General features: G+C 37.8%; 9 protein-coding genes and 1 other annotated feature. Of the genes, 6 read left to right on the top strand and 3 right to left on the bottom strand.

Annotated elements, in window-relative coordinates; translation table 11 throughout:
* Window positions 1-217: 217 nt before the first annotated feature.
* Window positions 218-2,065 carry an asparagine synthase (glutamine-hydrolyzing) gene (gene asnB / locus PQ479_RS03800; protein WP_047988945.1) on the bottom strand — a complete coding sequence of 616 codons (1,848 nt, stop codon included), beginning with the start codon at window positions 2,063-2,065 and terminating at the stop codon, window positions 218-220.
* A gap of 538 nt (window positions 2,066-2,603) precedes the next feature.
* Here asnB and PQ479_RS03805 point away from each other — a divergent pair.
* Both PQ479_RS03805 and PQ479_RS03810 read left to right on the top strand, forming a co-directional pair.
* Window positions 2,604-3,179, top strand: coding sequence for a TetR/AcrR family transcriptional regulator (locus tag PQ479_RS03805; RefSeq protein WP_047988944.1), 576 nt, complete (start codon window positions 2,604-2,606; stop codon window positions 3,177-3,179).
* Window positions 3,180-3,271: 92 nt separating this feature from the next.
* A complete protein-coding gene (locus PQ479_RS03810) occupies window positions 3,272-5,743 on the top strand; it encodes a YhgE/Pip domain-containing protein (protein ID WP_047988943.1) in 2,472 nt (823 codons plus the stop codon).
* Window positions 5,744-5,862: 119 nt separating this feature from the next.
* Here PQ479_RS03810 and PQ479_RS03815 read toward each other — a convergent pair whose 3' ends face one another.
* Window positions 5,863-6,639 (bottom strand): SDR family NAD(P)-dependent oxidoreductase, encoded by a 777-nt coding sequence (locus tag PQ479_RS03815; RefSeq protein WP_047988942.1) that lies wholly within the window; start codon window positions 6,637-6,639, stop codon window positions 5,863-5,865.
* A 132-nt stretch (window positions 6,640-6,771) separates the two neighbouring features.
* Window positions 6,772-6,976, top strand: a binding site (T-box leader).
* A 64-nt stretch (window positions 6,977-7,040) separates the two neighbouring features.
* Between PQ479_RS03815 and proB the strand changes: the two genes are divergently transcribed.
* The 4 genes from proB to PQ479_RS03835 all read left to right on the top strand — a co-directional run bounded on the left by proB (window position 7,041) and on the right by PQ479_RS03835 (window position 11,374).
* Complete coding sequence (gene proB / locus PQ479_RS03820; protein WP_047988941.1) at window positions 7,041-8,156, top strand: glutamate 5-kinase; 1,116 nt, start codon at window positions 7,041-7,043, stop codon at window positions 8,154-8,156.
* Window positions 8,157-8,323: 167 nt separating this feature from the next.
* Window positions 8,324-9,568 carry a glutamate-5-semialdehyde dehydrogenase gene (locus PQ479_RS03825; RefSeq protein WP_047988940.1) on the top strand — a complete coding sequence of 415 codons (1,245 nt, stop codon included), beginning with the start codon at window positions 8,324-8,326 and terminating at the stop codon, window positions 9,566-9,568.
* Window positions 9,569-9,582: 14 nt separating this feature from the next.
* Window positions 9,583-10,416 carry a pyrroline-5-carboxylate reductase gene (gene proC, locus PQ479_RS03830; protein WP_047988939.1) on the top strand — a complete coding sequence of 278 codons (834 nt, stop codon included), beginning with the start codon at window positions 9,583-9,585 and terminating at the stop codon, window positions 10,414-10,416.
* Between the two features lie 121 nt (window positions 10,417-10,537).
* Window positions 10,538-11,374, top strand: coding sequence for an ion transporter (locus PQ479_RS03835; RefSeq protein ID WP_047988938.1), 837 nt, complete (start codon window positions 10,538-10,540; stop codon window positions 11,372-11,374).
* A gap of 42 nt (window positions 11,375-11,416) precedes the next feature.
* Here PQ479_RS03835 and PQ479_RS03840 read toward each other — a convergent pair whose 3' ends face one another.
* Entirely contained in the window at window positions 11,417-12,790 is a 1,374-nt protein-coding gene (locus tag PQ479_RS03840; protein ID WP_047988937.1) for an aspartate kinase, read from the bottom strand.
* Window positions 12,791-12,896: the final 106 nt, after the last annotated feature.

The following is a 12,896-nucleotide window of genomic DNA, read 5'->3' on the forward strand; positions in this document are numbered from 1 at the left end:
AGCCATTCTCCATCTTCTAGAAATCGAAACCTCTTACTATTAACCATCATACTATTATCAACATGATAATATCCAATAGAGATACTTATTGCCTAATCTCCATTCACCAATATATTCTTTACATCAAAAATTATAGCAAAAAAACCGCCTCTTGTAAGAAACGGTTTTTAGCTTTAATCGATGCGATTTAACCCCTTTACTTATTCGTAAGTGGCACTTACCCTTCAATCTTTACCTGATATTTCTTCAACCAATGATCCATTTGGACAAAATGAGCCAGTAGCTGCGGGCCTGCCATCAGTTGACCAAAATATGGCTTTCCTGCAGGTAAACCACCTGTTTTAGCAACCTCCGCTAACCGATCTTTATTAATAAATTCAAACAACGGACCATCTTTTTCCTTTAAAATTCTCTCTATTTTTGTTTGGACAATTTGTGTGTAAAGAGGGTGATGTGTTTTCGGGTACGGACTTTTTTTACGATAGAGAATTTCATTAGGTAAAATTCCTTCAAGTGCTTTTCTTAAAATTCCCTTCTCTCTCCCATCAAGCTGTTTCATTTCCCACGGGATATTCCAAACATACTCAACTAAGCGGTGATCGGAGAAAGGAACACGAACTTCAAGACTTGCTCCCATACTCATTCGGTCTTTACGATCTAATAAATTGGTCATAAACCAAATGATATTTAGATAGGAGATTTCCCTTCTTCTCGCCTCTATCTCATTATCTTTATGGAATTTTGGCGTCTCCTTTATCGTCGCTTTATAGCTTTGATAGACGTAATTTTTTAAGTCTAATTTCTTTTTCCACGTATCATTTAACAAAGCTTCACGTTCATCAATCGCTCTCATCCAAGGGAAAAAATCCAAATTGAATAAATCTTCACGATGGAACCACGGATATCCACCAAAAATTTCATCCGCACATTCGCCTGACAACCCTACCGTTACATCATTTTTGATTTCCTTACAAAACCATAATAAAGAAGAGTCGATATCTGCCATACCTGGTAAATCCCGAACTTCGGTAGCTTCTTCAAGCAATCCTGCCAGCTCTTCCATATCAATGACCGCATTATAATGATCTGTTTTTAATGCTTTTGATATTAACTTAATCCAAGGTGCATCCGAATTAGGTTGGAAATCACTCGCTTTAAAGTATTTATCGTTTTCTTCATAATCAATCGAGTAACTTCGAATAGAACCCTTACCCTCTTCTTCATAAATTTTGGCTGCGAGTGCTGTCAGAGCACTCGAATCAACACCGCCTGATAAAAACATGCCTACTGGCACATCAGCAAAAAGCTGCCTCTTAACGATATCTTTTAATAATACTTGAATATGATTTGCCGTTTCTTCGGTCGATTCTGTATGGACTTTCCCTTTTAATGTCCAATATCTACTTATTTTCGCTCCATTGCGATCATAAATAAGCATATGAGCTGGCCTTAATTCGTTAACATTTTTATATATTCCATGTCCAGGTGTTCGTGAAGGACCTAAACCAATAATTTCTGCTAACCCATCGCGCTCAACAATCGGATCAACGTCCCGATGAGCGAGTAACGCTTTTAGTTCAGACGCAAAAAGTAACCGACCATGGTCTACCGTATAAAATAAAGGCTTCACACCTAAACGATCACGTGCCATGAACAAACTTTGATCCTGTTCATTCCAAATCGCAAATGCAAAAATACCATTGAGTTTCTCTAAACATTGATAACCCCATTCAATATAGGATTTTAATAAAACCTCGGTGTCAGAGTGCCCCAAAAAGGTATGCCCTGCTCGTAGCAACTCAGTTCGAATATCTTCAGTATTGTATAACTCTCCGTTATAAACAATTGTATATTCTTTATGATTAACTACACGACACATAGGTTGTTTTCCACCTTCTGGATCAACAACAACAAGTCGTGCATGACCGAAACCAACATGGTCACTTACCCAAACATTTAAATCATCTGGACCGCGACGATTTAATGTCGTAGCCATTTTTAATACTTGATCCTTTTCCTTTTTCATATCCACTTTCCAATCAATCCATCCGGTAATGCCACACATCTATTATCAGCCCCTTTGTTGGGAATTTATTCTGTGTTCTCCTCTACCCTCGTTATGGGCTACTCACCATTTATCTTATTCACAATTGTCGTCCTTTGTTCTAAAAACGTTTCAATTTGACGTGTTTATGCGAATAAACCAATCACATAAAATATCATATTTTTTTACATCCTATTGATTGATGTCTTAAACGAATCAACCTAAAATAGAAATGACCAAATTAGTCAAATAGTCATTTTTGAGTTTCTTGATAAGGTTATCCTAAATCTCATGTACTAAGCTTTACTGTAGCAACCAAAAATCATGCTGCCACCCTGCCTACAGTAAGACTTCTTAAACTGTTAACACGCAACTGCGTGAAGTTTTGAAAATCGAAACACAATTCAGATGAATTCATTCATCTGATAAGGTGCTTTCGATTTTTAAAAACCGACCAAAAACTAAAACCAAGGAGTTAACTATTGTGAGCACCAGCTCTAACTTTCATTCAGAAAACTCAGCAAAAGTAGAATCATTTCAACAAAAAGAGAGGTAAACCATGTTAAAGAATAAAAAAGAGACCATCTTAACTGCTGCTAAAGAAGCATTTTCAAAATACGGGTACAAAGCAACAACTATTGACCAAATTGCCAAAATCGCCAATGTCGGAAAAGGAACGATTTATACAACTTTTAAAAACAAAGATGACCTATTTAATGAAGTCTTACACGATTTATTAAATGAAGTTCAAGATATCTTTCACCGCTCGATTTCTGAAGGAAAAGACCTTATTGAAAATATTAGTATGGCCTTAAAAGAGCTCCTCTTATTTCGCGAACAGCATCAATTACTCGTCAAATTACAGGATGAAATGACCTACTTCGCATCAGAGAGTTCCAAAAGAGCATTAAAAGAATTTGACCAAGTCATCGTTCGACTTATTGATCATTACTTACAACAAGCCGAGCAACGCAAAAAAATCGTATCACCGCACAGACACGTCACAGCTTACCTCATGTATAAAACATACATGATGCTTGTAAGTGATTATGAAGAACAGTATGAACCACTTCAACAAGAAGAGATAATCACGATCTTCAAATCACATTTTATCCACACATTCGAGATTAAATAGGTAAATCTACAATTGACGAATTTAATCATTCATAGCACTTTTTTTATTATAGAACTATATCGAATCAATCAAATTGTTTTTTGAGGTGAATCATGACCGGCTATATCAACGAATTAAAAGGAATTTGGAAAAACAAAAAACTATTCATCGCCTTATTAGGTATTGCTATCATGCCATTACTATATGGTGGCTTATTAATTAGCTTTTTTTGGGACCCATATGACGCTATTGAAGAACTTCCGGTAGCTGTGGTCAATGAAGACATAGGGGCACAAATTGAAGAAGAACATATAAATGCAGGTGATGATTTTATACAGGAATTAAAAAAAGATCCCGCCTTTGACTTCGACTTTGTTTCTAGAGAAGAGGCAGAAACTGGGCTTAAGAAATTTGATTATTATTTTTATGTTGAAATACCAGAGCATTTTTCTGAAAATATTATGTCGATCCAACAGACAGATCCTCAAACACCTTCTATTTATTATGAAGTGAATGAAGATTATAATTTTGTTTCCTCACAAATTGCTAACACAGCCATTTCCACTATGGAAGAAGAGCTTTCACGTGCACTAACACTGGCTTATATCAAAATTGCTAATGATGCCTTTAGTCAATTAGGTGAGGCTATCATTTCGCTTAATCAAGGTACAGATGATGTGATGGAAGGCTCAGAGCGTGCCCATAATAATATGACGAATCTTAAAGACGCCTTAGAGGTGCTGAGTGAAGGTTCTATTGAACTCAGTAACGGTCTCGAAGAAGTGACGAGTGCTGTAGGGGAAATTCAACAAGAGGCCACGATACTTTATGACGATATCCATAACTCAGATGTTATGCAGAGCATTCCCCAACAAATTGAGCTTTATCAAAGTAAAAATCAGCAAATCATGAACCAGTTAGAAAATAACGCCTTTTCGGGCCAAGCTCAAGAACTTCAGCAAATCGAGGATTTTCTTACTGATGTAGCGGAACAAATCACTTCAAGTACAACAGAATTTAATGAACTGTCTAAACGGTTAGGTCAAATCGTCATGCAACTAGAAGACTTGGAAGAAAGTCTATCAAGTTCTTCTAATATTTATGAGAGCCTGATCGAAGAGCTCGAATCAACACTGCAGGATTTGAACAATGACGAAGTGACTGCGCATGAGCAACTAGAAAAATTGATCGAGGATTTAAAAGAGCTTAATAGTGAATTCGTATTGATCAAAGAGCATTTCGAACAATTTGAAGCAATTATGGAAAATCATGACCCTAATTGGCGCGAAAATGAATCACTTGTTGAATGGTATGAACAGATAGACCATCAACTTTCTCAAGGTATAGAAGCAAATACGACCATTATTTCGGAATGGCAGCAAGTCATCGACGATTTGGAGGAGCAAAATAATGATCAAACTGACTTACTAGAAAAGCTATTGAACTCATTACAAGAGAATCAAAATGAGTTACTTACTAGCCATTCCTCTATCCATACTATTTTAATAGATTCAATTGACGTCCTTAAGCAGTTACAAAACGCTGTTGATAAAATTGAAACGCAATTTCAAAGTGTTCTCTTAGATGATCTTGCATTCGATGAAGTAGCCTCTCGACTAACCGAGTTTGAGAATGATCTTTTTTCACAGTTATCTGAGCTCGATTCAACTTTTACCGAAATGACGAAAGCTTATGATAACTTACAAACCATGAAAGATGAAGCTTTTACTGGATTATCACAACTTAACGACGGTTTATCCGAATTAAAACAGGGTGGACAATTATTAGCAGAAAACCTTTCTAAAGCCTTTGATGGTTCTGTAGCTTTAACCGATGGTTTACACTCACTTTATGAAGGAGCAAGTTCATTATCTAAGAATATGGAAAAACTAGAGGATAGAGTTCTAGGCGTTGACCCTAATGACAAGCAGCAAGAAATGGCCTCGCACCCCGTTCAATCGACAAGTAAACACGAGGAACAAAATTATTCCTACGGCGAGGGATTAAGTCCTTATTTTCTATCAATTGGTTTATTTGTAGGCGGTTTGACTTTATCCATTATATATCCTTTTCGAACACCATTAGGTCCTCACAAAAATTGGGTTGAATGGTTTTCGGGTAAGTTAGGCGTTGTCTGGACGATATCGTTGATCCAAAGCACACTCGTTAGCTTATATTTGCTTTTTGTTATCGGACTAGATGCCGCACATCCTTTCTCCTTTTACTTTTTTACGTTGCTTGCTGGACTTGTGTTTGTAACTTTTGTATTTATGTTAGTCAGCATTCTTGATAATCCGGGTCGCTTTGTTGCGATCATCTTATTAATTATTCAACTCGGTGGAAGTGGCGGAAGCTTTCCCGTTGAACTATTGGCATCACCACTTCAAAGTGTGCACGGTTGGTTACCAATGACCTATTCAGTCTTAGGATTCCGCTCGTTTATTTTTATGGAATCTCCAGCCTTAGCAGGAAGAAGCATCTTATTTCTACTTGGTGTATTCATTATCTCAATCGCTTTACTTGTCATATTTTATAAATTCACTTTTAACAAGTATGGACAATTCGTACAAGAAAAAAGCTCTTAACTCATTAGATAAAAAGCTTTTTTCACTTCAAACAAGGCACCTTTTCATTTGAAAGGTGCCTCTTTTCTTTGATTATATCGTTGCTATTTTGACATCTTTGCTCCTTAGTCACGTCACATTTATTTTTTCATAAACTGTTTTTTCGCTACTCTTTCTACAATAGCGGGCATTAGTTGATATAACTTAGAGCCTAACGCCATCCAGCCCGGCATATTCACTTCTCTTTTTGGCTTATCCATTAATTTGATAATTCTTCTTGCGACATCGTCAGGCTCAAGCATCAGTTTGCCCACATTTTGAACATACGTACCTGTTTTATCTGCTCTGTCAAAAAATGCGGTACGAATTGGCCCTGGGTTCACAACACTTACATGGATCCCCTGTTCCTTCACTTCCATTCGTAAGCTATTAGAAAAACCTAAGACCGCATGTTTACTTGCCACATAGCCGCTAGACTTAGGCGTCGCAATTTTGCCTGCTTGAGAGCCGATTTGAATGATATGACCCTTACCTACGTTTATCATATAAGGTAAAACGGCCTGCGTCACCTTCATCATGCCAAGCACGTTAACAGCAAACATCTCCTCCATATCTGATAACTTTGCATCGATAATGGAATCAAATACACCTAATCCTGCATTATTGATTAAGACATCAAAAGCTAATTGATGCCTTATTCCATATTCCATGGCTTTCGTTATTTGCTCTGTCACCGTGACATCAGTTTCGATACCTATCATTTCACCCGGTAAATGAGCAACGGCTTGCTTTAATTGCTGAAGTTTTGTTTCACTCCTTGCAAGTGCTACGACACGGTGCCCTTCGGATAAAAGTTGATAGGTTAATCTTTTCCCTAATCCACTTGTTGAACCAGTAATCCAAACTGTTTTTTTCATTCATCTCACCTAATTAATAAAAGTTAAAAAATGGACAACTCTTTTTCACATTAAAGTCTTGACGTAAATTCCCTTATGACTATATACTATAGAAAATTAAACGAATACCTTTCACATTACTAATTAAATCATAGAGATGCTATGAGAGGAAATAGTAAATTGGCTTCATGTCTTTAGAGAATAGGATCCACCGGCTGAAAGATCCTTGACCACTGCTCCAATTGAACCTGTCCTTGAGCAGCTAGATACTAGCCGTCCATCCCACGATACGGGTTTGAGAGGACAATATTAATTGTCAAACAAGGTGGTACCGCGGAATAGCTCTTCCGTCCTTTTATGGACGGGGGAGTTTTTTTATTTGCGAAAACCACTTGAGCTTTATCAGGAAAGAAGGAATACAAATGAAAAAACAGCGAATTGTCATCAAAATAGGTAGTAGCTCACTGACTAGTAAGTCCGGCTCTCTCAGTTACGAAAAATTAAATGAACATGTCAAAGCGATTGCCAAACTCAAAAAAATGGGTCATGAAGTCATCTTAATTTCTTCAGGTGCCGTTGCTGCTGGTTTCTCCCTACTTGGTTATCCGGTCAGACCCGCGAATATTGCTCAAAAGCAAGCTGCCGCCTCGGTTGGGCAAGGTTTATTAATGCAAGGTTATATGGAGCAATTTCAACAAGAACAAATGGTCGCTGCTCAGATTCTCCTAACAAGAGAAGATTTTTCTAGTGAAGAACGCTTTAAAAATGCATATTCCACGATGACTGAGCTTTTAAAACGAGGAGCAATTCCTATTATCAATGAAAACGATACAACGTCTGTTGAAGAGCTTACCTTTGGTGACAATGATATGCTTTCAGCTCTCGTCAGTGGTTTCATGCATGCTGATACGTTATGTATCTTAACTGATGTAAATGGCTTATATACGGCAAACCCCAACATCGACATACATGCAAAAAAATATGATCGCCTAGAAAGAATTACAGAAGAACTTTTAGCAGTAGCTGGTGAAAGTAACTCCCAAGTAGGGACAGGAGGTATGCGTTCGAAAATACTTGCAGCAGATGTCGCCCTCTCTTTACAAGTTCAAGTTTTTATTGGAAAAGGGTCAGGTGAAGATAAACTAGTCCAAATCATTCAGAATCAAGGTGATGGCACGTATCTCGAAAGCCCCCAAGCTGAGCGCTCAATTCCTACACATAAACAGTGGATTGCGTTACACTCAAAAAGCAACGGAGCAATTACGATAGATGCTGGAGCTGCCTATGCTATTTTATTTCAAGGAAAAAGCTTACTACCAGCAGGTGTCACTATGATCAACCAACCGTTTACCCGCGATGCGATAATTGATGTGTATGATGAAGAGAGCAACCTAATCGGAAAAGGAAAAACAAGATTTTCATCGATAGAATTAGAACAAATCAAAGGTCTAACAAGCCATGAAGCCAAAAAACAAATACAAATTACCAAACCAGAAGTCATCCATCGCGATCAATGGGTCCGCATCATCCAACCGTAAAATAATTTCTTATTCTGAGGATTTGAAGCTACCATTCAGATGAATTCATTCTCTGATAAGTTGCTTTCGTTTTTCAAAAACGGACCAATAATAAAGACCAAAACGTCATGTTAACTTAGAGAATTGAGCACCACCCATTGAACTTTCATCCAAAAGGAGAGATATCCATGAGCGAATTGCTACAAAAAGCAGCAACAGCCAAACAAATAACAAAACAGCTTGCATTAAAAACAACCGAACAAAAAAACAAAGCCTTACTCGCAATGGCCAAACAACTCATCGAAAATAAGAATGAAATATTAACCGAAAACAAAAGAGATCAAGAAGCAGGGAGAAAAAACGGCCTATCAGAAAGCCTCATTGACAGACTTGCTCTCAACGAACAAAGAATCATTGCCATGGCGGAAGGAATTGAACAAGTAGCAAGTCTCAATGACCCAATTGGAGACATTTTAGAAACGAGAACAAGACCGAATGGATTACAAATCGAAAAAATTAGAGTACCTTTAGGTGTTATCGGAATGGTTTACGAGGCACGCCCTAATGTAACTGTTGATGCATCAAGTCTCTGCCTTAAAACAGGGAATGCTGTTTTATTACGTGGTAGTTCTTCTGCTTTATATTCCAATAAAGCCATTGTCAAATTCCTTGGTCGTGCTCTAGAGAAAGTAGATTATCCTATTGAAGCGATCCAGCTTCTAGAAGATACAAGTAGAGAAACAGCTAGTGAGCTCTTTCAATTAAATGAATATATTGATGTTTTAATTCCAAGAGGTGGTTCAGGGTTAATTCAGACTGTTGTAAAGAATGCCACCATCCCCGTCTTAGAAACAGGTGTCGGAAACTGCCATATTTATATTGATGCATCAGCCAATAAAGAGATGGCCCTATCCATTGCCATCAATGCCAAAACTCAAAGGCCTTCTGTCTGTAATGCAGCAGAAACTATTCTCGTTCACCAAAGTTGGGCCAAACAACATCTTGCCACAATGATTCAAGAACTAACTGACAAAAAAGTCGAGATATTTACGGATGAGTTTACATTATGGGAGTATCCTCATGTTAACAAAGCGAATGAACATGACTGGGTAGATGAATACTTAGACTATAAAGTAGCCCTAAAAGTTGTCAACAACCTCAATGAAGCCATTCAACATATTGATAAGTACGGAACTAAACATTCCGAAGCAATTGTTAGTGAAGACGCAACAAGTGTAGAGGCCTTTTTAAATCAAGTAGATGCTGCTGCTGTTTATCACAATGCTTCTACTCGGTTTACCGATGGTTTTGAATTTGGATTTGGAGCAGAAATTGGTATAAGTACACAAAAATTACATGCCCGAGGTCCTATGGGTTTAGAAGCTTTAACTTCAACAAAATATAAAGTGTTAGGAAATGGTCAAATTAAATAAAGGCAGGTGTATGCATGAAAAATATTACTTTTTTAGGGGCTGGCTCTATGGCTGAGGCCATCATCGGTGGATTATTAGCACAGAACATACTCTCGCCGCAACAAATTACCGTGACCAATTTTACGGATGAGCAGCGTCTGAAGCAACTTTCCGCTCAGTATGATGTTAAAGTCACACGTAATCGTCAAGAGGCTGTTGCAAAAGCGGATGTGATCATCTTTGCCATGAAGCCATATGGAATAAAAGATTCGATTACTGAAATAAGGGATTTTGTAAATCGAGAAAGTCTTTTTATCTCTATCTTAGCTGGAGTACCTACTCATTTTATCGAAGAATTGCTCGGATTTGAGGCAGCTGTGATAAGGACCATGCCTAATACATCCGCTTTCGTTCGTCATTCAGCAACCGCCATAACAAAAGGACGCTTCACAAAACCAGAACATTTAAAAGCAGTAAATCAATTATTTGACGCTTTAGGTACTGTTTTAGAAACGGACGAATCGAAGCTCGACGCAATTACGGGTTTAACAGGTAGCGGCCCCGCTTACTTATATTATTTTATAGAAGGCTTATATGAAGTCGCTCACCTATCTGGCTTACATCAAGATGAAGCCCATACATTAATTACGGAAACTATAATCGGTGTCGGACAAAGGTTAAAAGCTACAGAAAAAACACCTGAACAGCTTTATCGTGAGGTAATGAGTCCCAACGGAACAACAGAAGCGGGTTTCCAACACTTAGAACGGTTTCAGGTGCAGGAACAATTTAAGGATGCGGTCTTAAAAGCCATTAACCGTTCGAAAGAATTAGGGAAGGTTTACGCGAACCATAACAATCCCTTATAAATTGCAACTAAAATTGGTCTCATTCATTTTTAAAAGTGAATGGGTTTTTTCTCCGTCCAACTTATTTACATGCTATACTGTTGCTTAGAAAGGTTATCAAAGTTAGGAGTTTTAAAAAGAGATGAAAAGTCATTCTACCATCGTTCAACTAAGTAAAAAAATCGTTGAGCATCGTTATTTCACTCGTATTATCATCACACTAATTCTGCTTAACGCTATCTTAGTAGGTCTTGAAACTTATCCGTCTTTACGAAGTGAGTATGGCACTCTCTTTCATTCATTAGATGTACTATTACTTTGGATTTTTACGATAGAAATCATTACACGATTCCTTGCAACAACACCGAAGAAAGATTTTTTTAAAGGTGGGTGGAATTGGTTTGATACGGTGATTGTACTTTCAAGCCATGTATTTGTAGGAGGACATTTCATCACGGTCTTAAGGATCCTTAGAGTATTAAGGGTATTAAGAGCGATTTCCGTTATTCCCTCTTTAAGACGACTCGTAGATGCTTTAATGCTTACGATACCAGCGTTAGGTAATATTATGATCTTAATGAGTATTATCTTTTACATATTTGCGGTACTCGGAACGATGCTGTTTAACCAAGTCGCACCTGAGTATTTTGAGAATCTGCAACGCTCCATGTTGACACTCTTCCAAATAGTTACTTTAGACTCATGGGGAAGTGGCGTCATGCGCCCAATTATGGAAAGCTTACCTTGGGCATGGATATATTTTATTGCCTTCGTGCTCGTTGGTACATTTATTATTTTCAATCTATTTATTGGGGTTATTGTCAATAATGTGGAAAAAGCGAATGAAGCCGACCTTGCTGATGAAGTGAAAGAAAAGGAGTTCCAATCACAAAAACAAATGAAACTTCTTCATGCCGAACTTCGTGAAATCAAAGGCTATTTAAAGGAATTAGAAAAAAGGTCATCATCAAGCAAATAAACAGAAAAACCCTCAAATGAGTGAGGGTTTTTCTTTCATGTTCTAATCAATGACCGCTTCCTTAATTCCACCAAAAAACTCTTCATACAGGGCCTTAATCGCCGCATCTGCATCTTCTGCATGTACAGCTAATCCTAAACTTACCTCAGATGAACCTTGATTCAGCATCTCAATATTTACATTCGCTTGAGCTAATGCAGCTGTAGCTCTTGCTGCTAGACCAATCGTATTATGCATGCCTTCACCTACAATCATCACCATCGCAAAGTTATGCTCAATATGCACATCATCAACATTTAATTCCTCTGTGATTCTCTTAACGATTCTTTTTTCTACATCATCGCTAAGCTGTTCTTCTCTTAAAATAATGGATGTATCATCAATGCCTGAAGGTATATGCTCATACGAAATACCTTCATCCTCTAAAATTTGTAAAAGTTTTCGACCAAACCCTACTTCTCTATTCATTAAATACTTTCGCACATAAATAGCCGCAAAGCCTTTATCTGCCGCAATGCCAATAACAGGATTTAAGAAGTACTCTCGTTCGGCAATGATCATCGTACCGGAACTTGATGGGTTATTCGTATTTTTCACGCATACTGGAATTCCTTTTTTAAATGCTGGAATTAAGGCTTCATCATGAAATACGGAAAAGCCAGCATAAGATAACTCCCTCATCTCTCTATATGTCATGCGTTTAATTTGAACAGGTTGATCAACAACGGTAGGATTCGCAGCATAAACAGAATCCACATCTGTGAAGTTCTCATATAAATCAGCTTTGACTGCAGCAGCTACAATTGAACCGGTAATATCTGAGCCCCCACGCGGGAATGTACAAAGTATTCCCTCTTTTGAATAACCAAAAAATCCTGGGAAAATAAGAACCTGCTTTGTCTCTCTTAATAATGCAAGCTTTTCATAAGCTTCAGGTAAAACCTGAGCATTACCAGGCTCATCACTCACTAATAAACCTGCTTCTAATGGAGATAGATAATGAGCGTCCATACCAAGTCTCTGTAAATAACAAGAAATTAACTTTGCATTATTATCTTCTCCGCTCGCTTTTATGACATCCATATACCGCGCATGGTTGTTCGTATCGTATGTAATCCGCTCACGTAAATCTGCTTCTATCGTGGCCATAATTGCTTGATCTAATTCAAGCTCTAAGGCAATGGCACGATACCGATTAACAACAGCTTGAAGCTCTTCCTCTGCTTCGGAACCGCTTAATCTAGCCTCACCTAAGGTAATTAACAAATCAGTCACTTTTATATCTTCCTTATCACGCTTACCAGGAGCAGAAACGACAATGATCCTTCTATTTGCATCCTCTTGAATAATCGCCGCAACCTTTCGAATTTGCATGGCGTTTGCAACTGAGCTGCCTCCAAATTTAGCTACTTTCATGACTCTCCATCTCCTACTTTCTTTACGTTCTCTCTCTTTTTTAAAAATTATTTGAACATTCTAACTATAACACAATCACTACGAGTTATCAAAAGCTATAACAGCG

This window comes from Alkalihalobacillus pseudalcaliphilus, from assembly GCF_028610675.1.
In the GTDB taxonomy this organism is placed as follows: domain Bacteria; phylum Bacillota; class Bacilli; order Bacillales; family Bacillaceae_D; genus Alkalihalobacillus; species Alkalihalobacillus pseudalcaliphilus.

Bases quoted from the DNA above. Each gene is read 5' to 3' on its own strand.
- PQ479_RS03815 (WP_047988942.1), bottom strand. From the start codon at position 6,639: ATGAAAAAAACAGTTTGGATTACTGGTTCAACAAGTGGATTAGGGAAA.
- proB (WP_047988941.1), top strand. From the start codon at position 7,041: ATGAAAAAACAGCGAATTGTCATCAAAATAGGTAGTAGCTCACTGACT.
- proC (WP_047988939.1), top strand. From the start codon at position 9,583: ATGAAAAATATTACTTTTTTAGGGGCTGGCTCTATGGCTGAGGCCATC.
- PQ479_RS03840 (WP_047988937.1), bottom strand. From the start codon at position 12,790: ATGAAAGTAGCTAAATTTGGAGGCAGCTCAGTTGCAAACGCCATGCAA.
- PQ479_RS03810 (WP_047988943.1), top strand. From the start codon at position 3,272: ATGACCGGCTATATCAACGAATTAAAAGGAATTTGGAAAAACAAAAAA.
- PQ479_RS03835 (WP_047988938.1), top strand. From the start codon at position 10,538: ATGAAAAGTCATTCTACCATCGTTCAACTAAGTAAAAAAATCGTTGAG.
- asnB (WP_047988945.1), bottom strand. From the start codon at position 2,065: ATGTGTGGCATTACCGGATGGATTGATTGGAAAGTGGATATGAAAAAG.
- PQ479_RS03825 (WP_047988940.1), top strand. From the start codon at position 8,324: ATGAGCGAATTGCTACAAAAAGCAGCAACAGCCAAACAAATAACAAAA.
- PQ479_RS03805 (WP_047988944.1), top strand. From the start codon at position 2,604: ATGTTAAAGAATAAAAAAGAGACCATCTTAACTGCTGCTAAAGAAGCA.